This window comes from Providencia sp. UF-224 (assembly GCF_058245955.1).
On record NZ_JBSICC010000012.1, the window covers coordinates 69,431 to 94,462 of the forward strand.

The following is a 25,032-nucleotide window of genomic DNA, read 5'->3' on the forward strand; positions in this document are numbered from 1 at the left end:
TTTGCTCGTTTTTTCATTTAACACCTCAATAATTGGATTATATTCCATTATTAAAGCGTCCTGTTTGATTAAAGCAGAGCAGGTCTGACGGTGTGGTTTTTCTAAACAAAAACTGTGAATTGTTCTCCGTATTTTAGAACGTGGTGAGTAAATACACCATCAGTTATGGAAAACTGCGGATGTCTGTTCCTCGCTCAAGCCAGACGGTTAGGCATAGTTGTGTTCTATCCACAAAACCTGTCAGTTCAAGCCTGAGCTAGTACGCCTAATGAATAACCTGCTTCGGCAGGTTTTTTGTTTGCTTGTAGTTATTTACCCCACCACCTAGGGTAATCCTTAAATGCTTCTACAATGTTAGGGTAAAAATCATTAAGCTCTCTTCTGACTTTAAATGTTGAAAATATATCTTTTGAATATCGATGTTCTACGTGAGACCATTCGATATAATTTTCACTTGAGTTAATTGTTAGATTAAAATCCTCACCTAAATCAGTTAGTTTTGACTCTTTCTTTTCACTCAAATTTTTGATGAACTCATCAATATCACAATATGATAACCATGTATTTAGGCTCATCGATTGGTAATAATCGAATCCACTCGTTATTATCGTTATTTTGAATTCAACCGAGCCATATTTATCCTCAAACCCAATGGTTTCAAATGAAATATCAAGTGGCTGTCCTATTTTTATATCCATAACTCATCCTAGTCTGGCACGCTATTACCTTTGTTTAAGTTACTTGCATGTGAATTTATAGGCAATACTTATGTAATAGCCAGCTTTGCTTCAATTTGCACTCTCACTAAGCTAACATTACTGAAACTAATTGGTGGGGTGGTGAGATGAAAAGAGTACTAGCGGTTATGTTACTTGTGTATTTTCCACAGGTGGCAATGGCTACTACATACAGCTTAGATGAGCTACAAACAATGCTAGATAACAATAAAAAGCCTGAAGTAGTACGGCCTTATAAGCAACTTGTAAAAGTGAAAGAGCTAGGTGACTTCAAGTCTTGCAAAAAGTGGCAAAAAGAACAATTAGCACCGTATGCTGGATATCCACAGGAAGTAGGCGCTTCAATGGAGAAGATATATTCCATTAGAGTGTTTTTGGAGGATAGAACCCTAACATTCAATTGTATTGACCTAGACAATGTGTCTGGCACGATAAATGAAGCAATGTATAAATAATCTAGTCCGTCCTTGGGCTGGGTGGTTATTCAATCAGATAAAGGTTTTGATATCCCAATAAACCGAAGAGTGCACATCCTAGGGGTTCACTTTAGCCATCATTGATGGTGTGACGAGCTGTGCCGAAAATGTGACACAAAAATGATGGAGATACATAAAGGCATTGGGATAACCTGCAAATAATATCCAATATGCCTATTTTATCTTCCAATTAATACTTAAAACCTACCAATAAAAAATTGAAAAAAAGTGCTATAGAGCACTTGAAATATTCGCTGTGAGCCTTATATAAATAACGCACCAAGGTAAAGAGTTACTCCACACTAGGTTTATGATGAATGGTGCATAGGTTATGTGCGTTTAGTTTGCGATATACAATATTGAAGGAGCGTTTATGTCTAACATTCGATCTTTTTCATTATTCCCTGCATTATCGGATAACTTGCTTTCAAACAGATTTGACCAAATAGATAGATTGTTTAGTCAATTAACAGGTAATCGCCCGTTAACTTCAGAGCATCCTTATAATTTAAAACAAATAGATGATACACACTATCAATTAACGGTGAGTGTGCCAGGTTATAAGGAAGATGATTTAACGGTATCCATGAAAGGTGGGAAATTGTGTATACAAGGTGAGCAATCCACTGAATTAAACAATGATTCAGAAAAATGGATCCACAAAGGGATCACGCAAAACAAGTTCTCCCTGGAATTCAATTTAGGTAAAAATGCAAAAATTGAATCTGCTGAATTATCGGGTGGGTTATTAGCATTAAATATTGAATATGAAATTCCAGAGGAAGAAAAAGAGCAAGTCATCGCGATTGAAAATAAAGATGTAAAATCATAATGTTAAAAATATTAACCCGCCAGATTTGGCGGGTTTTTTTATGTCTCAAATTGGGGGCTAAATGGCGATTTACTCAGTGTGATTTTGAGAAAATTATGCATAATTTTGTGTCAGGGCGTAAAATAAAATTGCAATTATGTTTTATGTGTGGCTTAATGCTCTCACTGGTTTGGAAGTACAGGCCTATTTATGCTAGTCAGTTTAAAGTTGTTCACCATTAAGCGTTATCTCAGATACCCCTTCATTGCGAATTCCTTCTAATTAATTCCATAAGTACCAATAAACAACCAAACAAAAATGTGCCTTATGGCAAATCTAAAAAATTAAAGGAAATTCTATGTCTAATACAATGACTGGTTCAGTAAAATGGTTTAACGACGATAAAGGTTTTGGTTTTATTACTCCTGCAGATGGCAGCAAAGATGTGTTTGTTCACTTCTCTGCAATCCAGAGCGATAGCTTTAAATCTTTAGCAGAAGGCCAACAAGTTTCATTTTCTATCGAAAATGGCGCAAAAGGCCCAGCAGCTGCAAACGTAATTGCACTGTAATAATTAATAAAAATCTATTTAGGTTTAAATATTCACACTTATATCAAAGTGCGATAAAACCTTAGGCTTATTAATAGCCAGTTAGAATATTATTCAAAACCTCGCTCTGCGAGGTTTTGTTGTATATAAGGCTAACTAAATGCATTTATTATAAGCATTATTGTCATCGAGCTAGGAATTATCTCATTCATAGGCTACAGTTAACTGAGTCAACACCTATGATGAGTTAATTCACATGAAAGTGATGTTTATTGGCATTATAGTTATTGTAAGTTTTTGCTTGTTAGTCATTAATGTCTTGGCATTAGGGATTTAAGTAAATCAAATGGTAGGCTCCCTAAAAAGTGAACTGAGGCCATAAAACTAGACAATAATTTAATCTGCCTTTAAGGACTGAATTCTGTATATGACAGGGCTCAGTCCTTTTAATTTTACCTTAGTTTAATGATGGTTATAGGAAAATAGTTAATAAAAGAAGCCCGATCGGGTTAATTCACCAATTCCTGTGATAATAAACTGCACTCCCATACAAACTAATAAAAATCCCATTATTCTTGATATTGCATCGATACCACTTGTCCCAAAAAATTTCATGATCATATTTGAGCTTTTCAAACAGGCCCAAAGAATAATGGAAAATAAGAAAAAAACTAATGGTGGGGCAACTAAAACAACCCAATGAGGGTATTCACTTTCATTCGTGATGACAGATGAGGCCATACTGATGATCATTGCAATTGTTCCTGGCCCCGCAGTACTTGGCATCGCTAAAGGAACGAAAGCAATGCTAGAGGTATTATCCAATATCTTTTCTTCATCACTATTTTTATTGGCTTCAACAATTGGAAATAGCATTCTAAAGCCAATGTAAGCGACAATAAAACCGCCTGCGATCCTTAACCCTGGAATACTGACACCGAATGTGTTCATAATGGCTTGGCCTGAATACCATGAAACAAGCATAATAAAAAAAACATAAATAGGCGTTGTATTTATGGTTTTCTTACGAGCATCAATCGTCATTCCACCTGATAAGCCGAGAAATAATGCAACAGTTGTTAATGGATTAGACAAGGGCAATAATACCGCGAGCCCAATCCCAATTGCAGTTAATAATTCAAACATGTCCACCTCGTTTATAATTAGAGCAAGAAATTAAGAATATTATGGCTATATTTTAAGCTAATGTCAGAGTTTGATTTATCGGCTAAATTTACTGAGGAAAGAATCACACTCTTATCTTTGCCTACAGAGACACTATGAATGAGATAAAAAATTTCATCTTTAGCATCATGTGACTTAGCTAGTTGGTAGAGACTAATTAAGGATAATAAAACATAAAGTTTATTCATGTGCTTAGGGTTAGAAATAGCACTAATATTCAATAGTATCGTATTTTTTAATTTATCTGAATTAAGGTCTTTAGGCGTTATGTTGCTAATTTTTTGCAACATAAAATTCATTTTACGTGACTCGATTTGCTGAGCACTACTCAGTGGAATGATATATAGCATCAATATCACAATGATAATGGAAAAAATAAGTGCAATTGAAGTGTTAGCAAAGTAAGAAAAATCAAAATCCATTGGATTAGTGAAATTAATGAGAAATATCATAGAAATGCATACGACATGAGAAAGCAAAAAGGCGAGTTTACCTACGGATTTTAAAACACCAAGAATTAAAAATATTGGTGCCATGATCATTACAGCTTGAGCATAACTAGATGCTTGAATTAAAAAGTAAAACTTCAATATATAGCTGACAATAATCACTAGAATGGCAACGACTAATATAATAAAGGCGAGTTTATTGGCATTGGGGATAGTCACCCCAAATGTAAATGAAATACTCACTAATACAGGGAGTATATAACCATATTCCCAGCCTGTGTTTAGCCAAAATAAGACGCTAATAACCAGGCTGATCACTAGCCTAAGTGTATTTAAAAAAGCATCTTTCCAATCAAAAAAATAATAAAAGCTGTTATCAGTTAAATCACGTTCTTGGTTTTTAAAGTCTAAAAATTGTTTGTAGCTAGTGTATTTTAAAAAGTGTTTATCAACCATGCCCATGATGGAAAAAACGATCAGCATAGGTAACTGTTTTGCTTTACGCTTTGCTGTTTTAAACGATAAAAAATGGCTTTCATATTGGCTTGTTTCATCAAAGCTAATGCTACTTTCCAGTACAGTTTTTAAGCTTGTATGAATTTTATCATTTTGGTGTTTAAACAAGTTTGATAATAACTGTTTTTTTTCTGTTTTTATTTTTTTATCGATTAATTTTGTTTGAGGTATATTCGATTGATTAGGTAGTAGGTAGGTTATAAAAGTGTACACGATAATCCCAATGGTCACTTCCATTAACCGTTCTTGAGATAAGTTAAAAATTGTCATTGGCAATGGGAATACTGATGTTCCGAAAGCAATGATTGCAGAGGTGTAACCCGATAACGAAAACATATATGGCATCATATAACGCGAAATTAATGTCATAAAAAGACATATTGATAGCCAAATAATGATTAATGCAGTAAAAATCCAATGATCGTTGATACTGATATTGGCAATGAGAGTAACAGCAATAACCCCAATAACGCTACCCGATAACCTTGCTGCCATTTTAGCTAAGCTTAGTGATGGATCTGGATAGCCAATAATAGCAACGGTCATCATCGACCAATATGGCTTATCAAAGCCAAAATAAGAGGATAAAAACCAAGCAAGTAAAATAGCTAATGTATACTTGATTGCAAATAACCAGTTTAATTTCATTGCTTACTCTTCAATAAATACAGTGCAAGTCGTTCCTGGGATCAAGGATATATTTTGGTTATTTTGCAGCGATATTTTGACTGGCACACGTTGCGCTAGCCTAACCCACGGGTAGTTGGGTTGCACATTCTCTAATAACTGGTTACCTGTTGATGAGTTATTATCATCGATTGCTCGGCCGATGCTTTGTACTTTTCCACTTAATTCATTGTTATTGCCATATAGCTGTATTTTTGCATTATCCCCTATAACCACATTTGTCATTTTAGTTTCTTCCAAATAGGCGATAACATAGTAGGAGTCTTTATCTACAATAGCGAACAACGGTGAGCCTGCATTAATATAATTGCCCATTCTAAGGTTTAAGTTCGTGATAAAGCCATTAACGGGGGAGAATATTTGCGTTCTTGAAAGATCAAGCTTTGCTTTATTTATCTTTACTTTCGCCAACTCTATCTTTTGAGTCAGACTTGCTAGCCGAGACTGAGCATCTTCAAGCTCTTCTTTTGAAATGGCGACTTGGTTTAGTTTTGTACGCCTAGCTAATTGGTTTTTTGCAAAGTTATGTTGAATAATCAGTTCGTTGAGTTCGAGTTCAGATTGGCGAACTTTAATCTCATAATCTGTCGGGTCTATAATTAATAACAAATCACCTTTTTTAACTTCTTGGTTATCAATGATTAAAAGATTATCAATTTTACCTGAAACCTCAGCGGTTACTTGGTTGATCTCAGCTCTTATCCGGCCATCACGAGTCCACGGGCTTAATGCATAATGGTTCCAGAGTAAATAAATAGAGGAAATAATGATGAACAAAGAGAGAACGATGATTAAATATTTTCTGATATTCATTTTTACCAACTACGAATTAATAACGAAGTGTATGCATAAAATACATAAAAACAACATAGAGATATCAAACAGATTACCTGCATATTCATATTTGCTCATTAAATTTATATAAGTAGTCCTAAAGATTAACCATGAAAAGAACCCTAAAAAAAATATGAGTATGATCCCAGGTATAAAAACGGTTCCCCCCAAAATAAGATCTGTCATCGGTTATTCCACCATGTATGTATATAACATTTCATTGTAGTGATATTTAGCAACTTGGCATGTTTGATTTTTTTAGTCAACTACCAACTAAATTAATCGGTGTGTTATAACACTATATTATTCCAATGTGTAGTTCTATCGCATTAATCGTTAATTGATTGATACAATATATCATTAATTTATCTGGTGTGAGTACTGTTGAATTAATGGTGAGTAATTAAATTTTTACATATCATTGATGATGCTTAATGCTTTGTTTTTATTGGCTTTTATATTTTTTGTTAAGTTTTTATCTATCCAAAGGTTAGCTTAAACGACTTTTAACAAGTGGATGATTCAAAAAAATCGTTGAGTAAATAATATGGTTTTTATTATTTTAAGAGTGTTTTTAATTATTTTCGACATACTGAGCTCTTATTTTGTATGATGATTAAAAGGGTATTATCAATAAATAAACACGTGTAAGTTGTTTTTTGTATGATTTATTTGCTCTTATCATTTTATTATTCGAACGCAGTAAGAGTATATTGATGAAAGTAATATTACTGCGATTAAAATGTATTTTTTAAATTTTATACTATCTACATCGAATATGATTATTCGTTAGAAATACTTAACAATAGCAAGAAAAGCAGCAATGAGTTTCTTAAAAGAAAGTTAGGGCATGTTTAACGTGGTATGTTAAATGACTGTTATCTTGTATCCCATTGAAATATAAAAACATAAACTAAAAATCAGATTGCATAAGATAAATTGTAAAAATAAAGAGTAGAAAATAATCTAAGTTATCAAATTCATTATCTAAACTTAAATGGTTTACATGTAAACTAACACTTGGGTCTGGCCTCAAGCTAACAATAAAAATTAAGGGGAACATAATGGATGAACAATATGACGTCGTTATTATCGGCAGTGGTCACAATGGCCTTGTGGCAGGGGCAAAACTTGCGCACAAAGGACTTAAAGTTGTTGTATTAGAAAGTGAAGGTACGATAGGCGGCGCGGCTCGCACAGCTGAAATTACCCAGCCCGGTTTTCACCATGACTTGTACGCAACCAATATTGGGTTATTTTTAGGCTCACCATTTTACCAAGAATACCAAAGCCAGCTACATCAAAATGGTTTTGACATCGTCACCAGTGACCGCCCATATTCAAATGTATTTCCAGATGGTGATGGGATTGGTGTTTACCAAGATCGCGAGAAAACTGATGCGATGTTCCGTAAATACTCCCCGCAAGATGCCGACAGCTTTTGGGAATTACTCCGTTACTTTCAAAAAACCGTTGGGCATTTTGCACCCTTAATGCAAATGGAATTACCCTCATTTAAAGCTGCTAAGCAGTTGTTTTCTATGGTTAGAAACTTAGGTATGGGGGAGTCGCTTAATTTAGCGCAATTAATTCTTAAATCCACTCGTCAATTTTCAGAAGACTATTTTACGCATCCAAAAACCCGAGCACTGTTTATTCCTTGGGCTTTTCACCTTGATTATGGCCCTGATGTGACGGGTGGGGCGACATTTTCATTTTTAGAAAGCTTAAGCGATCACCTTAATGGGCTTTCCATTAGCCGCGGTGGTGTGGGGAATTTAATGCTCAGTATTGCCAAAATTATTGAAAACCATGGCGGAAAGGTGCTGACCCAACAAGACGTCACTGAAATCATCATCGAAAATGGTAAAGCCATTGGCGTAAAGACTGTGTCAGGGAAAACTTTCGGTGCGAAAAAAGCAGTGATTGGCAATATTACGCCAACACAAATTGTTAACTCACTGATTAAAGAACAACACTTACCGAGCAGTTATATCCAAAAAGCGAAACGCTACCGTTATGGTGCGGGGACGATGATGCTGCACTTTGCATTGGATAAACCCCTTGAATGGAATGCAGGGGAAGATTTCTCTAACTTTGGTTATGTACATATTGGCCCTTATACAGACGATATTTCAGCAACCTTTGACCAAGCTCAACGGGGGATTTTACCGGATAGCCCAATGCTGGTGGTCGGGCAGCAAAGTCGAAGTGACCGAACACGCGCACCAGAAGGGAAAGAAACGCTGTGGGTACAAGTCAGGGCATTACCATTTTCGCCAACGGCAGACTCCCGCAATGAAATTGCTATTGGGGACTGGGGTTCGATGAAGCAGTCTTATGCCGAGCGTGTCATTGATAAAATTGCGGATTACGCGCCAAATATCAAACAGAATATCCTTGATTATGCAGTGTTATCCCCCGCAGATTTAATGCGGCATAACCGAAACTTGGTGAATGGTGATAGTGTATCGGGGAGTCATCAAATCAGCCAAAACTATATTTTTAGGCCTTTCCCAGGACACTCTCGGTATAAAACACCGATTAAAAATTTGTGGATGATCGGTGCGGCAACGTGGCCGGGAGCGGGGCTTAATGCTATTTCGGGCTATTTGGTGGCAGATCATATTTTAAAATAACGCATTGAACTTCACTAAAATTATCGTGAGCCTGATTAGGTTCACGATAAAATTCCCTTTATAATCTTGCTCACTAAGACGCGCAGGGGACCCATGATGAACAAAAATGAGTTGATTGAGTATATCCAAAATAATTATGGTGTTGACCCAGAGTACCCATGGGCAAGAGCGCCGACGTTTGCGACCTTTAAACATAGCAATAATGCAAAATGGTTTGCAGTGATCATGGATATTGCAGCGAAAAAGGTGATAGAAAACGGCGGAGAGGAAAAAATTGATATTGTGAATGTCAAAGTGCCGCCCGAGTTAGTCGGCTCATTGAGGTTACAAAAAGGCATTTACCCCGCTTATCATATGAACAAAGAGCATTGGGTGACAGTTAAACTGGGGAATGAGGTAAGTGCAGCTGAGTTGACAGCCTTGGTTGATGAAAGCTACCGCCTAACCACTTAACTTGCGATAAATAGTCAGCTCCCCAAACTTCCCTTTATAGACAGAAACAACCATGCTTTATCATTACATATCTCAAGCCTTAGTAGCCCAGAATTGTACTTTATTGAGTGACCACCAATGGCAAGATCCACTATCAGAAGTGATAGTAAAAACCCGTCAATGGCAATTTGCTGATGGCGTTGTGATTTCATGTACTGAGGAAATCGAAATAGAGCAGGTTGACTGTGATAATCAATGCCCAGAACGTTGGATTCTTTGGCAATTAGTACAAGAGAATGGTCTGAATATTTACCCAAAAAGAAAAGAATTTTTTAATATTTGCCAACAAAACTTTTGGTTGAAAGTGCAAAAATAGCGTTCGCTCTAAAAACGACCTATTTTTTCACTAACTATTTTATATTTAGCATTTTCCCCTCCTACTCGGAAATGAGAAATAACACATATTCGTCTTTTATAACGCCGTTTCATATTGAAACTTACTAGTGTTTTAGTTAAGGCGTTCTAATCTGATTGTTTTTTTACACCTATAAAGCGTACAGATAAATCTGAATTTAATTAACCATACAAACAATGGTTTCATTTGTAATTAAATTTTATACAGATAGATAAGCTTACCTAATCAAAAAATGAATCTCATATCAATTTTTTATCATTTGATTAACAATATTTATTTCATTTTCTTCGATTGGCTATGTAAGCTTACTTAGTGGTTATTCTAATTAATTACCAATTAAATCATTATGTTATATATTGTCGTTATGGAAATTTAAGGTAATATCAGTTCTGTTTGAAATTCCCTTGGTTTTATTTATTCTTTTATGCCGCCGAGAGGCGGCTTTTTTTATCACTTTTGCGCCAGCCACATTCCACTTTTCTTCATCGCAAAACCAAACAGTACACCAACCAGTAATGATTGAATAGTGACCAGCCACGCCCCTTGTGCAGCAAAAATGGTACAGGTACCCACAAAGGTGCCGGGGATATATGACAACCACTGTTTTTTCGCTTGAATGCACATAAAAAAGGCCACAAAACCTGTGACAAAATAACCAATAAAACTCGGTAAATCTTGCAAATAGCTGCCGCTGTGTAAGATAACTAAACCCCATACAACACCGCTACTGACCGTCAATGCGGTAATACCCAGGCCTTTGAGCCCATCTTTGGGGTAGGCAAAGTAAGCGGTACAGCCCAGAAAGCCAGCCCAGCCAATTAAGCCAAGTAAATCAGCGACCCACGCCCATAGGCCTGAGAGAATTGCGGTAGTTAATGAAAGGCAAAAAAGTAATTTCACAATAGCGACTTCAAATTAGAGTTAATCAATTCAGAGAACCTTCAGCTGCTGCTTACGGTTGCTCAGTGCTGCATTATTATGCTTAATTAAAAATACATAATTTGTTGGCTCGATTCAGCTTTTGGCTAATTAAAATAGCTATAGCGCATTTCTTAACGAAATTTGCTTTAACGTATTAATAAATCACGATTATTTTGGATTGCCAATAAAGGTGAGAGCAAACAAAGGCGAGCATTGTATCCAGCGGATCCTTATGTTGCAATTTGTATCTGCGGTTATTTATCTGAATTCACAACCTAGATCAACTGCAATCGTTTACCTGTATTTTTTAAAGAAAAAGTACGAAAATGTATCTATTTAATGAATTGGAATTCTCGCTATGCATAGCTTATTTACCCAACATTCTATTTCCCTGAATATATTCATTTATGTAATAAATAGAAGAAGCCACGAAGCTAACACAATCATATAACGCTAGGCATATTGCACCGCGCATATTGTACAAGATAAGTAGCATCCTCTATCTTACTTTGCCGCGTAAGGTGCTTTGAGACTTGGCAGAAGAAAGCACGGCGATTACACAGCGTTACCAGCCAACAGCGACACCCGCACCAATCACTGGGCTATTGGCATTATTCCATGCAATAGAGCTACGCAGGTTCACATTTTTTCTCACTTGGTACTGTGCCCCTGCGGCAAGTGCTTTGCCGTTTTTATAATGGCCGATACCAAGCCCTGCACTGAAGCGGCTATTTAAGGAATAGGGGATATTGCTCATGGCGGCAACAGAGGCGATGCCTGAATTGGCTTGTTTGGCGGATTTATTGATTTTATGTTTTAGCTGCGTAACTTGCTGCTCATAGCGGTTATCGAGCTGAACAATTTTTTCATCCAGCTGGTCGTTGATATTAATAATTTCCCCATAAACTTGATCACTGAGTTTATCCATTTTGTCGAAGCTTTGAAGACGAAGGTTATCAACACTGAGGTTGGTGTAGCTTTGGCTTCTGTTTGCTGCATCTTCCAATTTTAACTCAGTCATTTTATTGCTATTTTTTAGCTGGTTTTCAATGTCTTTCTTATTATTGGCTTGGCTGGCAGTCAGGTTTTTGGTGATGTGGCTTATTTTTTTGATATTGTTGCGATTTATATCGGTAAGGGACTCAAAGTAATTCATTCGGTCATGGAAGTTTCGCTCATTACTCGACAGACGGCCTAAATCATACTGGATTTTCTCAAGTTCCGTCGGGGATGGGGGAAGGGGGTTAGCTAGCGTATAACAAGACACAGTGACAAGCAGTATTGAAGCAAGCGAAATGGCACGGTTATTTATTCTCATATTGAATTCCTTATCAATAATAAATTATTTATTCCATTTTTATTTGTCATCATTTGAATGACATCCGTATGCTAGGGGCTTTTGGCTAAAATGAAAAATCGCTTATACAAGGCGGTTTATTCGGGATATTCGTGGTGGGGTAGTTTCACGCCAGTGTTATTTAAATCAGTGATGGCAAGTGGCTACAAATAGATAATTGTGAAATGATTAATTCGCTAAATGACACTTTTTGCACATTTTAGGTGAAGTTTGTTAAATAACATGGTATTTTTCTGCCAAGCCGCATTGTACCTTGTTTTTACACGAAATTTTAAATTGCTTGGTCAGGCATTATGGCGAAAAAACCGGCAAGTTGCGAGTAAGGTTAAATCACAATGTCATTTTTTGCCTATTTTTGGCAAATGAAAACGTTGATAATGTTTTCCATACTTATTTATTAGGCTACTCATTAGAAAGAAAGGCGCGCAAGCCTATCTCCCCTTAACGTGTTTAACGCGCGGTGTTGAGGTGCTTGCTTATGCAACTTTGTTCGTTTAGATAATTTGGCTGAGCAATAGATTCAATTATTAAGAATAAAGACTGAATTCATAGGATTTAAATTATGGCAGTAAGAGAAATTATTGAAATTCCCGATGAAAGACTGCGCATTAAATGCAGCCCAGTGACGGATTTCGCCGTGGTACAAACGTTAATCGATGATTTAATCGATACTATGTACAGCACAGATAACGGCATTGGCCTTGCTGCTACGCAAATCGCAGAAACCAAATCCATTATGGTGATTGATATTTCGGAAAACCGTGATCAACCAATGGTGTTTGTGAACCCTGAAATCGTCGAAAGCGAAGGGGAAACCAGCTACCAAGAAGGGTGCTTGTCAGTGCCTGAAATCTACGCGGATGTCGACCGTTTCTTACGTGTGAAAGTGAAAGCGTTTGATAGACACGGTAAGGCGTTTGAGGTGGATAGCGATGAGTTTTTAGCCATCGTGATGCAACATGAAATTGACCACTTACACGGCAAAGTATTCCTCGACCACTTATCCACGTTAAAACGCAATATGCTGCTTAAAAAGCTGAAAAAACAGCAACGTTTAAAACAGCAACAATAGTCGTTGGAAGAGGCGTGTCAGGTCTGTTGGCCTGACACCCAAATTTTATTCCCTAGGGCGAATGACTAACGGGGCGTCGGGCTCATCAAATTGCCCATAGCTGTTATTGAGCACCCGTTTTTGGTCTAATTGCTTAATTTCTTTGCTTAAAAAGTTTAAATGCTGTTGTAAATATTCTTTAGTCACACGTTCATTTTCAATAATTTTATGCAATAACTGAATAAATTCCTCAGTGATTGGCTGCTGTTCTTCGAACGCTTGCGTTAACGCGGTGAGGTTTTCCACCGCAAGGACATACTCCGTTTCGCGGGAGACCAGAGTCTCCCATTCCCCAGATTGCGCTAAGGCAACTAAATTTTCACTTAATACTAAGACATTACGGTATATTTCTTGTAAATCGATAGGATTTTTATTGTCCACCTGATTATCTTTCATCCACATTTGCACCGATTTGTTGCCATGCAGAGGCGATATCGGAGAGTAACTGGTAAACTTCTTGGACATAAGCCACGTTGTTTTCGAGGTTGGCACGGAGTAGCTGCATTGTCATATACTCATATAAACTTGCTAAATTTTCTGCAAGTTCGCCGCCAGCGTCATAATTTAACGACTGCTTTAACCCAGTGTCAATGATGTCGATAGCTTTTGAGATTTCTTTACCTTTTTCAGCCACCTTCCCTTGCTGCATAAAAATCTCCCCGCGTTTTAGGGCACTTAGCGCCCCTTTAAACAGGATTTGGATCAGCTGGTACGGGGTCGCGTTGGTGATTTCACTCTCCAAATCAACCTGCTGGTAGGCGTGTTTTGCGTGACGTTGATACATATTTTTTAACCTAAAAGTCGGCCTAATGAATTACTGGTGCTGTTGAGCGACGTCATCATTTTGTCCAAGTTTTGGAACTGACGGCGGTACATGTCCATGGTGTTTTCGATTTGCTTATTGGTCTGCTCAATACGTTTGTCTAAGCTTTTCTTTTTCTTTTGGATACCATCGGTAGCGTTATGTAGCGTGCCTTCTTTGCTGTCCAAGGTGTCTTTTAAGTAGTTAAAGTTTTGCGTGCCAAAGCCCGTTTCTTTACCGTCACCCGCAAAAAACACTTTGACGCTAGAAGGGTTTTCTTTCAGGACTTTATCCAGCACTTTATTATCGATTTCTAAGGTACCATCGAGTTTTTGCTTAATACCCATTTTGCCAAGTGTATCAATTTCACCGCTAGCTTGTGGCATGCGAACTTGCGTGCGCAGGGTACTTTGGATCATACGTAAGGTGGAGTCACCAATCAGTGGACCATTGGTTTTGTTGGGTTCAGTACCTTTTTCGGAAGGAGTGTATTTAGTCAGTTCTTTGGCTAAATTTTGGAATTCATTATAGGCATCTACCCACGCTTTAATTTTGCCTTTGGCGGGCTCGATATCTTCAGAAACGATTAGGTGATCTGGTTTCTGATCTTCACTTTCTTTTTTTAAGGTCAGCGTTAAACCTGGAAACAGGTCTTTGGCTTCATTGGTTTGTGATTCAAGCTCGAAGCCATCAATGTTTAACAATGCATTTTGTGGAGCAACCATTTGATCCATTTGACTACCAGACGTAGAGATAACGTCTTTCCCATCAACTTGAGTCAATACAGAGTCTACATTGAGTAAATTAGCTAGCTTATCGTCTCCATCAACCTTAATGCTAATACGGTTATCAGTACCTTCTTTCTTTGAAGTTATAACTAAATGATATTGGTTAGTTCTATCTTTAATGACAGACGCACTAACACCTTTATCTGTTTTATTAATGGCATCCGCAATTTCAATTAATGATGTATGTTCGTTATCTAATTTGATAACAATTTTATCTTTATCTTCTTTTTGTGACGGTTGAGTAATGGTGATAGTACGCTCTTTATCATTACTCCCTAGCATTGCTTTATTGTCACTTTGGCCCTTGGTTGCGATAGTTTGCGCTTTTGCCATTTGTTTAACGACAACATCATGCACACCCGCAACAGCTTTACCGTCAGTTTTTACATCAAAGGCTTTATATTCGCCAGTGACTTTGGTGGTGCTGATATCGCCATATTTTTTTAAGTCTTCCGCGGCTTTTTTTAGTTTTTCTAAGGATGACTGCATTTTACCATAGGCGCTAATTTGCGCGTCATAACTGGCTTTTTGGGTGGTTAATGGCTCTAAACGACGGCGCTCCATCGATTCTAATTGGTCCATTTGTACGTTTAAATCTAAGTTTGACCCGATACCGAGTGTGGATATACCTGCCATGTTTTCTCCTACGCTATTCTCGTCATCCTTCAAGTTGCAGGGGTGTTGACTTCGCTACGCTCGCCGAATCACATACTTGTGTATGCTCATCGGCCTATCTTCACTTGTCGCCTACCTGCAACCCGAATGATTTAGAGTCTATGCTTGTGTTATTAACTCTGAAATAGAGTCTGTTTAGAGTCTTATCGGCAAAACGGAGCAAAATTTTAGACTATTCTGAGAAACAACGATGGCGGGAAGTAACGGGGTAAACCTAGGTATTTATTCTTATTAGGGGTAAATAACCAGAAAATAGATAAAAATAAACTAATTCCCAACAAAATAATAAAGTAAAAAGCGGCTTCCCGTGCAGGTTTTGCCGTTATTGATGAAATTTTTATGCAAAAAGCCTAAAGGGGTTTTGGTTACAGCCGATAAACATATTGCTGACGAAAATCACTCAGTTAAGCACATAGGCTTAACTTATTAATTTGAATAACAAGGACATTACCATGGCACAAGTTATTAACACGAATATTCTGTCTCTGACCACTCAGAACAATTTAAACCGTTCACAAGGCGTATTAGGTACGGCGATTGAGCGTTTATCTTCTGGCTCACGTATCAATAGCGCAAAAGACGATGCGGCAGGCCAAGCGATCGCTAACCGTTTTACGGCTAACGTGAAAGGTTTAACTCAAGCTTCTCGTAACGCCAACGACGGTATCTCTATCGCGCAAACGACTGAAGGCGCATTGAACGAAATTAACGATAACTTACAGCGTATTCGTGAACTGACTGTTCAAGCAAAAAATGGCTCTAACTCAGAATCTGATATTAAATCAATTCAAGAAGAAGTTGATCAACGTTTAGCAGAGATTGATCGTATTTCTGAACAAACTCAGTTTAACGGTGTGAAAGTACTAAGTGGTGAAAACCCTAAAATGACTATCCATGTTGGTACTAACGATAAAGAGAAAATCGAGTTTGATCTGAAAAAGGTTGATAGTACAGAATTAAAAGTAAATGGTTTCAAAGTTGGAGCTGAATCAGCTAAGCCACTAAAAGCTGCAGATTACGAGGCATTTACGGATCAAGATCTTGATGGTTTTCAGGTGGGTGAAGGTAAGGCTCCTATCGATTTCGGAAAAGCTACTGTCAAAATTGATGGTAAAGATGTAGAAATTACAGTTACAGAAGTTAAGGTTGATGATAAAGGCCAACAGTATATTAAAGGTACTATTCCTGCGGAAGGCGGCGCTACTACAGATGTTTTATATAAAGGTACAGCTGTTGGCGCAGGTAAAGATGAAGCAGATGCAGACGGAAAAATAGAATATACTATAGGTGAAAAAGTTGTTACAGAGGCTGATGTAGCAAAAGTTGAAGAAACTGCAAAAAAACAACTTGAAACGTTAGATACTGCAATTAAAAATGTAGACGGCATGCGTTCTTCTTTAGGTGCGATTCAAAACCGTTTCCAATCTACCATCAACAACCTGAACAACTCTGTTAACAACTTGAGTGCTGCACGTAGCCGTATTCAAGATGCTGACTTCGCAACTGAAGTTTCTAACATGAGCCGTGGTCAGATTCTGCAACAAGCAGGTACTGCTGTGTTGGCACAAGCTAACCAGGTTCCACAAGGTGTTCTGAGCCTGTTACGTTAATTCGTGATCGGTTTCTGAGATTAAAGGCCAGCGATGCTGGCCTTTTTCATGCCCGTCATACTTCGCGCCGCAGCGTTGTTGACTTCAGTCGCTCACCCGAATCACGTACCTATGTACGCTCATCGGGATGACCTCCTTCGTCGCCTAGCCGCAACACGAATTATTTAGGGCTCGCTTTAGCATTTTTTAGGTCAAAAACCAAACCAAACCAAACCAAACCAAACCAAACCAAACCAAACCAAACCAAACCAAACCCTAAAGATAATCCCTTTCAAATCAAAAATTGTATCTCAACAAAACAACCACTCCCACTTGTATTACCTGTAAAATCCCCTAAAAATTGAGTTAAAACAACCATTAACCTTGTTATCATTCAAATTTGACCTATTTAGGATAAGGGAAATAAAGCCACATTTATTGCCTTACTCTACGGATTGAAATCAAAACCAACACAGATAATGAATACCTTTTATAAAGCTTGAAGGGTGATTCAGGTTGTGAGCGATTTGTATACTGCCGAAGGTGTGATTAATAAAAATAGCCTATGGGAGCGTTATTACCCTCTAATACGCCATGAAGCCCTGAAACTGCAAGTTAGACTACCCGCCAGTGTTGATATCGACGACCTAATTCAAGCGGGGGGCATTGGTTTACTGCATGCATTGGAACGTTTCGATGTTACTCAAGGGGCATCGTTCGCCACCTATGCGGTGCAGCGTATTCGTGGCTCAATGCTTGATGAACTGCGCAGCCGTGACTGGGTGCCGCGCAGCGTGCGCCGCCAAGCAAGGGAAATGACCAAGGCCATAGGCGTGTTGGAACAATCACTTGGGCGCAGCGCGACGGAGCCAGAAATCGCCAAAGCGCTGGATATCGAACTGTCTGAGTATCGCCAAGCATTGCTGGACACCAATAACAGCCAGCTATTTTCCTACGATGAGTGGCATGAAGTTCACGGGGAAAGCTGCGAGCCGCAAATGGATGAACTCGATGGCGGTAACCCGCTGAGTTTGCTGATGGAGTCGAGCCTGAAGGCGCAAATTATGGCGGCGATAGACCAACTGCCAGAGCGCGAGAAAATGGTGCTGACGCTGTACTACCAAGAGGAGCTGAATCTGAAGGAGATTGGCGCAGTGCTGGAGGTGGGGGAGTCGAGGGTGAGTCAGTTGCATAGTCAGGCTATTAAGCGCTTGCGCGGCCGTCTCAAATAGATGCTCGTCATACTTCGCATTGTGGGGGTGTCGACTGCGCTCGGCTACTCGGGTCACATACTTATGTATGCTCCCCAAGATATCCTCTCTGGTCTTCTACCCACAATCCGAATTATTTAGAGCATCGCTACTGAGTTAAAAGAGTGTTTCTTGAAATTATTCTTTAGGTCACCGCAGTGGCGTTAAAATAAATTTAAGTAAGGTTGACACTTGGCCAACCTATAAATTATTTCCTTGCCGTTAAATTGCATTAATCGCGATATTAATACCCATCCAAATCATTGTTACGATTTGGGCAAAGAAGAAAATAAACCGCCATGTGGCGACCTTATCTGTTTGTGTTAGGCAAATATGGATAAGGCTTTGTGCAATTCGGCTGATAAATACAATAATGGCTAACGTATTAAGCAGAGTGCTTTCAGTGTGAGTGAAGTTCATGGCGACGACAATCGCCGTGTAAACGGGTAAATTTTCAATACAATTACAATGGGCGGCAATAGCACGCTGGTACCAATCGCTCCCTTGTGGCTTATTGGCTTGCCACTCTCCAACCGTTGCTCGCCCGGTTAAAATGCGCGACCAGCGGTATACACCAACGGTGCCAAATAAAATTAACAGTGTCCAGCCTGCAAAGGCTAATAAAATCCAAGTTGGTGTATTCATTTCATGTTCCAATTAATCAGTGAGGGAAAAATTATTTCGTTTTAAAAGACAGCGGAATTTTTAAATATTGTGTGCCATTGGATTCTGGCTCAGGAAATTCCCCAGCTTGTATATTGACCTGAATAGACGGCAACAATAACTTAGGCGCCGCAAGGCCTGCATCACGCTGTTCGCGCATAGCGACAAACTGCGCTTCGGTAACACCGTCGTGCACATGAATATTTGAGGCGCGTGCCTCTGCGACTGTCGTTTCCCATGCATAGCTATCACGCCCCGGTGCTTTGTAGTCATGGCACATATACAGGGTAGTTTCTTTAGGAAGCGCAAATAATTTTTGAATCGATTGATACAAGGTTTTTGCATCACCGCCCGGGAAATCGGCTCTTGCCGTGCCGTAATCTGGCATAAACAGGGTATCACCAACAAAAACAGCATTTTCAATATGATATGAAACACACGCAGGCGTATGCCCTGGGGTATGGATCACTTTTATCGGAATATGCCCAAGCATGATTTCTTCGCCTTCTGATAAAAGCCTATCAAACTCAATGCCTTGGGTTGAAATATGCGTTTGGTTGAATTTTTCAGCAAAAATCTTTTGCACATCTTTAATATGCTCACCAATGGCTATTTTTGCGCCCGTGAGTTTTTGTAGATGTACCGCTGCACTTAGGTGATCCGCATGTGCATGAGTCTCTAATATCCAAACAATTGCAAATTTCTGCTCCGATGCACTTTTTAATACCGCATCAGCAGAGGTGGTGCTCACGGTTCCACTGGCATGGTCATAATCCAGTACAGGGTCGATGACTGCGGCTTGCTTTGTTGCAGGATCGGAAACCAAATAAGTCACCGTGTGGCTTTCTTCATCAAAAAACGCTTGGATATCGACTGTTGTGTCCATGGTGTTCTCCTCTATATCGAAAATCCATTATATTAGTAAATGCTAAATTAGCAATATCTAATTTATATGAATCTAATTTAGGGTTTGGTAAATTAACATTTGCTAATATTCAGGTTGTGCTTTACAGTGCACTGTTCTGAGAGGAAATGTGTTAACATCTCATGGTGCAAAAAGGGGGCGGTATGGTGAATCAAGACGACTTTTTACGGGATGGAACAAAAAAAGCGGCACAATTATTGAAGGCAATAGGGAATGAGCATCGGTTGCTTATTTTATGTTTATTGCTGAAATATGATGAAATTGCGGTGGGAGAACTGCATAAATTAGTGTCGTTGAGCCAATCTGCGTTATCCCAGCATTTAGCAAAAATGCGTGAAGAAGGCCTTGTGACCTTTAGGCGTGATGCTCAGGTCATCTATTACCGCATTGATAATCCAGATGTTGCTAACGTTATTGGCACATTGCGGGATATTTATGCCCCTAAAGCTATCGACGTGAAAAATACGTAATAAAGCGAGCAAAAGGGAGGCTGTTATCCCCTTACCTTGGCTTCCCCCTGTACAATATCCCCGTTTCCGCTGTTTCTTCGGTGTAGAGATTTACCAAGTGAGTACGTTCTTAATTAATATGATGATGTGCGTTAAAAAAACATCGCCATCGCTATTATTGTTATAAATAGGAAAAAAGTTATGCCAATTATTGATGTCGCAATGAAACGTTATGCAGCAAAGTCATTCGATTCAACTAAAACGATCCCAGAAGATGTTTTTGCAAAAATAAAACAGCTACTGAGATTCAGCCCTTCAAGCGTCAACATTCAATCATGGCATTTTATTGTTGCGAGAAGTGAAGAAGCTAAGCAACGAATGGCGAAATCAACGGAAACGGATTACGCATTTAACACGCCTAAAATCCTTGATGCTTCATGTGTGGTGTTATTCTGCGCAAAAACAAATGTTGATACAGCGTATACCAATAAAATTCTTGAGCAAGAAGCCTTAGATGGCCGTTATGCGTTGGAAGAACACAAAGCGATGATGGCAGGGGCAAGGAATTTCTTTGTTAACTATCATGAGGATGCAGTAAAAGATTTACCTCAGTGGTTGAAAAACCAAACGTTTATCAACTTAGGTAACTTTTTATTAGGTGTTGCTGCATTAGGCCTTGATGCTGTCCCAATGGAAGGGATGGATTTCGCTATCCTCGATAATGAGTTTTCACTGGCAGAACAAGGGTTAGAGCCTATCGCAATGGTTGCCCTAGGATACCGCACAGAGGATGATTTTAATGCGGGATTAACGAAGTCCCGTTTACCTGAAGATGCGATCATCACTGAAATTTAAGTGAATACAGGTTTCCTGCAAAAGAAAAGGTAAGTCGCTAATATGGCTTGCCTTTACCTCGCCTTGAGACGTTATCAACCTATATTATCAGGGCGAGTTATTCACTCCCTCAATATCAATCCTCATCGGCGGATTTGGCCAAATAATTCTCCGCAGTGGTGTGCCATGCGCGGGGGGATTGAGTGAAGCCCAACTTCAGGTATTCAGTGAGATTGCTGTCGGTGGAGAAAAATAGAATTTGGCAGTCGGAGGGAAGTTCTTCGGCGGCAATGCGCATTAATTGGCGGTCGATGCCGTGTTTTTGATAATGTGCGTCAATGGCAAGTTCGCAGATATAACAGCAGGAACTAAAATCCGTGACCGCGCGGACAAACCCCACCACCTGCTCGTCATCCCATGCACTAATCAATAAATCCGCATTATTCAGCATTGCATCTAATTGAGTTAGGTTATCGGTTGAAACCGTGTCTTTAAACGGTGACTGAAGAATTAACCGAATAAAATCCTCAACTGAAATGGCGAAATTCACTTTAAAGTTCAGGCGGCTGGCAATAGCATCCATAGGGTTTCCCTTGCAATTAAATAGCTCTCCTATAGGTTTAGCCTGAAATGGTGAAAATTTCCTGTTTTTGTGGAATTTTATCAATTTGCATCGTCATTATTCGCAAATATATTTAATATTTATCATGGTTCTACTATTCCAATTACCATGTAAATGTCTTAAGTTAAATTCAAGGTAAGTCATTATGCTTAGCCCATGTAAAGAGTCAGGCAAAGCACCATAAGAATTCTATTCAACAGACAAGTGAACGAGATATGACTATGGAACTAAAGGATTATTACAGCATCATGGGTGTGCAACGCACCGATGATTTGAAGACCATTAAGACCGCGTATCGCCGTTTAGCGCGCAAATACCACCCCGATGTTAGCAAAGAACCCGATGCGGAAGCGCGTTTTAAAGAAGTTGCCGAAGCGTGGGCGGTACTGAGTGATAAAGACAAACGCGCAGAATACGATGAGATGTGGGAGCATCGAAACGACCCTTATTTTAACCAAGGGGCTCAAGGGCAGCAAAGCCATTCATACTCCCAACAAGGTTTTGATTCAGGGAATTTCGATGATATTTTCTCATCGATGTTTTCTCAACGTGCACGTAGTGGTAGCACAAGGCAGCCTCGCAGCCACCGCGGCCAAGACCTCGAAGTTGAATTAGCTATTTTCCTCGAAGAGAGCCAAGAATCACACAAACGCACCATAAGCTACAATTTGCCAGTTTATAATGCCTACGGTTTTATCGACAATGAAATCCCCAAAACATTAAATGTGACAATCCCTGCGGGGGTTATCGATGGGCAACGCATTCGCTTAAAAGGGCAAGGTACCGCAGGGGAGAATGGCGGTGAAAACGGTGATTTATGGATTACCATCCGCATTGCACCACACCCATTATTCGATATTAAAGGGCATGATTTGGAAATTGTGGTGCCTTTAGCCCCTTGGGAAGCGGCGCTGGGCACTAAAATCACCGTTCCAACCCTAAAAGACCCCATCGTTATTACGGTTCCTGCAAATAGCCAAGTAGGCCAAAAATTACGGATTAAAGGAAAAGGACTGGCGCACAAGGGTCATGCCGGTGATTTATATGTGATTATAAAAGTGGTGATGCCAGATAGCAGTGATGCGCAATCTAACGCACTGTGGCAGAAGTTGGCGGAGGCACAACAGAGTTTTGACCCACGTAAGAATTGGGGAGGAAAATAATGGAACAGTTAACAACACTCACCGTTATTGATTTCTGTATTCATACAGGTATCGCCGAAGATGAATTACAGGAAATTGTCGGGCTGGGAATAATCCAACCGATTGAAACAACTCGCGAATGGTTATTTGATGACCAAGCCGTGGTTATTGTGAGAAGGGCGGTGCGCCTTTACCATGAGTTAGAGATTGATTGGCCGGGTATTGCAATGGCGATGAACCTGATGGATCAAAATGACAGGCTACGGCGAGAAAATGAGATGCTGCGGTTACAACTCAAACGCTTTATTGATGAGTAGTATCAACCATTAACCAAGTTACAGCGTTTGGGGTTAGTGAATATTAAGCATAAAAAAGCCCTTATCATGGGGATAAGGGCGTAATGACGACAACGAGATTTTTTATTGTTAATTAAAGAGTCGCCGCTTCGGCAATGAGTTTACCGAGCGCTTGCCAGTCTTCTTTATCAATTAAGTCATTTGGTACCATCCACGAACCACCGCAGACCAACACCGATGGTAACGCGGTGTATTCTTTGATATTTTTCACACCGATACCGCCGGTTGGCATAAATTTCACTGGGTAAACGGCGCCAAGGGCTTTTAGCATTGCAACGCCGCCAGAGGCTTCGGCTGGGAAGAATTTTAATGTGGTTAGATTAAATTCAAGAGCCTGTTCGACGAGGCTTGGGCTATTAACACCAGGAATAATAATCACCTTTTTTTGTTGGCAATAGGCAACGATTTTTGGGTTAAAGCCCGGGCTAACGATAAAGTCCACGCCTGCATCAATGGCTTGGTCAACTTGTTCAGTGGTTAACACGGTACCCGCCGCAATCAGTAATTCAGGGTAGGCGGCACGCATATTTTTAATGGCTTGTACGGCGGCAGGGGTACGGAATGTCACTTCCGCACACGGTAGGCCATTTTCCACCAAGGCTTTAGCAAGTGGTGCGCCGTGCTCTGCGTTATTAATGGTGATCACGGGAACAACGTTCAGTTTTTTAATTCTTTCAATCAGTTGATTCATGGCTAAAGCCCCTTAACATTTTCCTAAATCGGTGGTTGGCATGGCCTCGGCTGGAATAATCGCTCCCCGGTGTTGGATAACGGTTCCTGCCAGTAAGTGGCCAGTTTTTGCTGCGTCGCACGGTGTGCCGCCCAAAATACGGCAGGCAAGATAACCTGCACTGAATGAATCCCCTGCGGCGGTGGTATCAATGACGTGACTGACTTTATTTGCTGGTACTTCATAACGTTCATTATCGATGATCACGTAGCAGGCCTCTGCGCCACGTTTGATCACTATCTCATTTACACCATACAGTTGCGTGCGTGCAATAGCTTCGATTTCGTGGCAATCCCCATACAGGAGTTGCTCGTCATCAAACGTCAGAAACGCAATGTCGGTTAATTTTAAGATTTGCTGGTAAGCCTGTTGTGCGGCTTCTTTTGACGGCCAAAGTGCAGGGCGATAGTTATTATCAAACACAATTTTCGCACCGTGCTGTTTGGCTTGTTGCAGTATTTCCATTAAAAGTTGGCGAGCTGCGTCAGGCAAAATCGCTAAGCTGATGCCACTTAAGTAAATAAATTGTTGTGAATTAAGAAGTTGCTGTGTGTGTGCTTTGCTGTTGTCATCCAACCAAAATTTGGCAGCAGCGTTATCGCGCCAATAAAAGAAACGGCGTTCGCCATCGGCGGAGGTTTCAATTAAGTACATACCCGGCAAATGTTTTTGTGAAATCGATACGGCTTCGGTATTGATGCCTTCTTGTTGCCAGCTATCACGCATTTGTTGGCTGAATGGGTCTTCCCCTAAACCAGTGATATAACGCGTTGTAACACCGTGTTTTTGGGTTAAGCGAGACAGATACAGCGCAGTGTTTAGCGTGTCCCCACCGAAGGCTTGCTTATACAGCTCCCCTGATTTTTGCAATTCAACCATGCACTCGCCAATGACGGCAACTTGCGGATGTGTACTCATATTTATCACCTGCACGATTACGACTGTGTTATCGATTACTGACTTGATGAGGCTATTAAAACGCATTTAGTGCAGAACTTCAATAAAAATGAAACGCTGTTTTAAAAATAATGAATCGCTGTTCTTGTTTTTGTGAGGCTCGACAATTATGCTATGCCGTATCACGTGG

At 39.6% G+C, this 25,032-nt stretch carries 27 protein-coding genes; 13 read left to right on the forward strand and 14 right to left on the reverse strand.

Annotated features, from left to right (window positions below):
* Window positions 1-308 precede the first annotated feature (308 nt).
* Entirely contained in the window at window positions 309-698 is a 390-nt protein-coding gene (locus tag AC4IFO_RS13210; protein WP_490734985.1) for a hypothetical protein, read from the reverse strand.
* A 146-nt stretch (window positions 699-844) separates the two neighbouring features.
* On the opposite strand from AC4IFO_RS13210, the gene AC4IFO_RS13215 reads away from it, so the two are divergent.
* The 3 genes from AC4IFO_RS13215 to cspE all read left to right on the forward strand — a co-directional run bounded on the left by AC4IFO_RS13215 (window position 845) and on the right by cspE (window position 2,595).
* Entirely contained in the window at window positions 845-1,192 is a 348-nt protein-coding gene (locus AC4IFO_RS13215) for a hypothetical protein (RefSeq protein WP_490734987.1), read from the forward strand.
* 394 nt (window positions 1,193-1,586) lie between these two features.
* Complete coding sequence (locus AC4IFO_RS13220; RefSeq protein WP_490734989.1) at window positions 1,587-2,045, forward strand: Hsp20 family protein; 459 nt, start codon at window positions 1,587-1,589, stop codon at window positions 2,043-2,045.
* Between the two features lie 337 nt (window positions 2,046-2,382).
* Window positions 2,383-2,595: a transcription antiterminator/RNA stability regulator CspE gene (cspE, locus tag AC4IFO_RS13225; protein WP_490734990.1), complete on the forward strand. Its 213-nt coding sequence runs from the start codon at window positions 2,383-2,385 to the stop codon at window positions 2,593-2,595.
* A 465-nt stretch (window positions 2,596-3,060) separates the two neighbouring features.
* Here cspE and AC4IFO_RS13230 read toward each other — a convergent pair whose 3' ends face one another.
* Genes AC4IFO_RS13230 through AC4IFO_RS13240 form a run of 3 tightly spaced genes read right to left on the reverse strand, consistent with a single transcriptional unit; the run spans window position 3,061 to window position 6,224 of the window.
* Complete coding sequence (locus AC4IFO_RS13230) at window positions 3,061-3,720, reverse strand: MarC family NAAT transporter (RefSeq protein ID WP_490734992.1); 660 nt, start codon at window positions 3,718-3,720, stop codon at window positions 3,061-3,063.
* Between the two features lie 17 nt (window positions 3,721-3,737).
* The gene (locus AC4IFO_RS13235; RefSeq protein ID WP_490734994.1) at window positions 3,738-5,372 is read right to left on the reverse strand and encodes an FUSC family protein; all 1,635 of its coding nucleotides are present in this window, start codon (window positions 5,370-5,372) and stop codon (window positions 3,738-3,740) included.
* A gap of 3 nt (window positions 5,373-5,375) precedes the next feature.
* Window positions 5,376-6,224 carry an efflux RND transporter periplasmic adaptor subunit gene (locus AC4IFO_RS13240; protein WP_490734996.1) on the reverse strand — a complete coding sequence of 283 codons (849 nt, stop codon included), beginning with the start codon at window positions 6,222-6,224 and terminating at the stop codon, window positions 5,376-5,378.
* A 1,085-nt stretch (window positions 6,225-7,309) separates the two neighbouring features.
* Here AC4IFO_RS13240 and AC4IFO_RS13245 point away from each other — a divergent pair.
* From AC4IFO_RS13245 to AC4IFO_RS13255, 3 genes are all read left to right on the forward strand, one after another.
* The gene (locus AC4IFO_RS13245) at window positions 7,310-8,884 is read left to right on the forward strand and encodes a phytoene desaturase family protein (protein ID WP_490734998.1); all 1,575 of its coding nucleotides are present in this window, start codon (window positions 7,310-7,312) and stop codon (window positions 8,882-8,884) included.
* 93 nt (window positions 8,885-8,977) lie between these two features.
* The gene (locus AC4IFO_RS13250) at window positions 8,978-9,337 is read left to right on the forward strand and encodes an MmcQ/YjbR family DNA-binding protein (protein ID WP_490735000.1); all 360 of its coding nucleotides are present in this window, start codon (window positions 8,978-8,980) and stop codon (window positions 9,335-9,337) included.
* Window positions 9,338-9,389: 52 nt separating this feature from the next.
* Window positions 9,390-9,692: a hypothetical protein gene (locus AC4IFO_RS13255; RefSeq protein ID WP_490735002.1), complete on the forward strand. Its 303-nt coding sequence runs from the start codon at window positions 9,390-9,392 to the stop codon at window positions 9,690-9,692.
* 489 nt (window positions 9,693-10,181) lie between these two features.
* On the opposite strand, the gene AC4IFO_RS13260 is transcribed toward AC4IFO_RS13255, so the two are convergent.
* Together AC4IFO_RS13260 and AC4IFO_RS13265 are read right to left on the reverse strand one after the other, a co-directional pair.
* Window positions 10,182-10,631, reverse strand: a complete 450-nt coding sequence (locus AC4IFO_RS13260; RefSeq protein ID WP_490735004.1) for a DUF1097 domain-containing protein — start codon at window positions 10,629-10,631, stop codon at window positions 10,182-10,184.
* Window positions 10,632-11,217: 586 nt separating this feature from the next.
* Window positions 11,218-11,970 carry a YadA C-terminal domain-containing protein gene (locus tag AC4IFO_RS13265; RefSeq protein WP_490735006.1) on the reverse strand — a complete coding sequence of 251 codons (753 nt, stop codon included), beginning with the start codon at window positions 11,968-11,970 and terminating at the stop codon, window positions 11,218-11,220.
* 601 nt (window positions 11,971-12,571) lie between these two features.
* On the opposite strand from AC4IFO_RS13265, the gene def reads away from it, so the two are divergent.
* Window positions 12,572-13,081, forward strand: a complete 510-nt coding sequence (gene def / locus AC4IFO_RS13270; RefSeq protein WP_490735007.1) for a peptide deformylase — start codon at window positions 12,572-12,574, stop codon at window positions 13,079-13,081.
* 45 nt (window positions 13,082-13,126) lie between these two features.
* On the opposite strand, the gene fliT is transcribed toward def, so the two are convergent.
* The 3 genes from fliT to fliD are packed head-to-tail and all read right to left on the reverse strand — an operon-like array spanning window position 13,127 to window position 15,346.
* On the reverse strand, window positions 13,127-13,516 hold the full coding sequence (gene fliT / locus AC4IFO_RS13275; protein ID WP_219249018.1) for a flagellar protein FliT: 390 nt from the start codon (window positions 13,514-13,516) through the stop codon (window positions 13,127-13,129).
* A complete protein-coding gene (fliS, locus tag AC4IFO_RS13280; protein WP_219249017.1) occupies window positions 13,506-13,904 on the reverse strand; it encodes a flagellar export chaperone FliS in 399 nt (132 codons plus the stop codon). Before fliS ends, fliT begins: the two co-directional genes overlap by 11 nt.
* 5 nt (window positions 13,905-13,909) lie before the next feature.
* Window positions 13,910-15,346, reverse strand: a complete 1,437-nt coding sequence (fliD, locus tag AC4IFO_RS13285) for a flagellar filament capping protein FliD (RefSeq protein ID WP_490735009.1) — start codon at window positions 15,344-15,346, stop codon at window positions 13,910-13,912.
* 491 nt (window positions 15,347-15,837) lie between these two features.
* Between fliD and AC4IFO_RS13290 the strand changes: the two genes are divergently transcribed.
* Together AC4IFO_RS13290 and AC4IFO_RS13295 are read left to right on the forward strand one after the other, a co-directional pair.
* The gene (locus AC4IFO_RS13290; RefSeq protein WP_490735011.1) at window positions 15,838-16,995 is read left to right on the forward strand and encodes a FliC/FljB family flagellin; all 1,158 of its coding nucleotides are present in this window, start codon (window positions 15,838-15,840) and stop codon (window positions 16,993-16,995) included.
* Window positions 16,996-17,492: 497 nt separating this feature from the next.
* Window positions 17,493-18,206, forward strand: coding sequence for an RNA polymerase sigma factor FliA (locus AC4IFO_RS13295; RefSeq protein ID WP_490735013.1), 714 nt, complete (start codon window positions 17,493-17,495; stop codon window positions 18,204-18,206).
* Between the two features lie 240 nt (window positions 18,207-18,446).
* Here the strand turns inward: AC4IFO_RS13295 and AC4IFO_RS13300 are convergent, their stop codons facing one another.
* Window positions 18,447-18,869: an MAPEG family protein gene (locus tag AC4IFO_RS13300; RefSeq protein WP_490735015.1), complete on the reverse strand. Its 423-nt coding sequence runs from the start codon at window positions 18,867-18,869 to the stop codon at window positions 18,447-18,449.
* Between the two features lie 31 nt (window positions 18,870-18,900).
* On the reverse strand, window positions 18,901-19,773 hold the full coding sequence (locus tag AC4IFO_RS13305) for an MBL fold metallo-hydrolase (RefSeq protein ID WP_490735017.1): 873 nt from the start codon (window positions 19,771-19,773) through the stop codon (window positions 18,901-18,903).
* Window positions 19,774-19,955: 182 nt separating this feature from the next.
* On the opposite strand from AC4IFO_RS13305, the gene AC4IFO_RS13310 reads away from it, so the two are divergent.
* Together AC4IFO_RS13310 and nfsB are read left to right on the forward strand one after the other, a co-directional pair.
* On the forward strand, window positions 19,956-20,282 hold the full coding sequence (locus AC4IFO_RS13310; protein ID WP_353242412.1) for an ArsR/SmtB family transcription factor: 327 nt from the start codon (window positions 19,956-19,958) through the stop codon (window positions 20,280-20,282).
* Window positions 20,283-20,462: 180 nt separating this feature from the next.
* A complete protein-coding gene (gene nfsB, locus AC4IFO_RS13315; RefSeq protein ID WP_490735020.1) occupies window positions 20,463-21,116 on the forward strand; it encodes an oxygen-insensitive NAD(P)H nitroreductase in 654 nt (217 codons plus the stop codon).
* A 115-nt stretch (window positions 21,117-21,231) separates the two neighbouring features.
* Here the strand turns inward: nfsB and AC4IFO_RS13320 are convergent, their stop codons facing one another.
* On the reverse strand, window positions 21,232-21,678 hold the full coding sequence (locus AC4IFO_RS13320) for a GNAT family N-acetyltransferase (RefSeq protein WP_490735022.1): 447 nt from the start codon (window positions 21,676-21,678) through the stop codon (window positions 21,232-21,234).
* 260 nt (window positions 21,679-21,938) lie between these two features.
* Here AC4IFO_RS13320 and cbpA point away from each other — a divergent pair, with 260 nt between their 5' ends.
* Both cbpA and AC4IFO_RS13330 read left to right on the forward strand, forming a co-directional pair.
* A complete protein-coding gene (gene cbpA / locus AC4IFO_RS13325) occupies window positions 21,939-22,880 on the forward strand; it encodes a curved DNA-binding protein (protein WP_490735024.1) in 942 nt (313 codons plus the stop codon).
* Window positions 22,880-23,176, forward strand: a complete 297-nt coding sequence (locus tag AC4IFO_RS13330) for a chaperone modulator CbpM (RefSeq protein ID WP_490735026.1) — start codon at window positions 22,880-22,882, stop codon at window positions 23,174-23,176. Before cbpA ends, AC4IFO_RS13330 begins: the two co-directional genes overlap by 1 nt.
* Before the next feature lie 112 nt (window positions 23,177-23,288).
* Here AC4IFO_RS13330 and AC4IFO_RS13335 read toward each other — a convergent pair whose 3' ends face one another.
* Both AC4IFO_RS13335 and kdgK read right to left on the reverse strand, forming a co-directional pair.
* Window positions 23,289-23,906, reverse strand: coding sequence for a bifunctional 4-hydroxy-2-oxoglutarate aldolase/2-dehydro-3-deoxy-phosphogluconate aldolase (locus AC4IFO_RS13335; protein ID WP_273804926.1), 618 nt, complete (start codon window positions 23,904-23,906; stop codon window positions 23,289-23,291).
* A 12-nt stretch (window positions 23,907-23,918) separates the two neighbouring features.
* The gene (gene kdgK / locus AC4IFO_RS13340; RefSeq protein WP_490735028.1) at window positions 23,919-24,863 is read right to left on the reverse strand and encodes a 2-dehydro-3-deoxygluconokinase; all 945 of its coding nucleotides are present in this window, start codon (window positions 24,861-24,863) and stop codon (window positions 23,919-23,921) included.
* Between the last annotated feature and the right edge of the window lie 169 nt (window positions 24,864-25,032).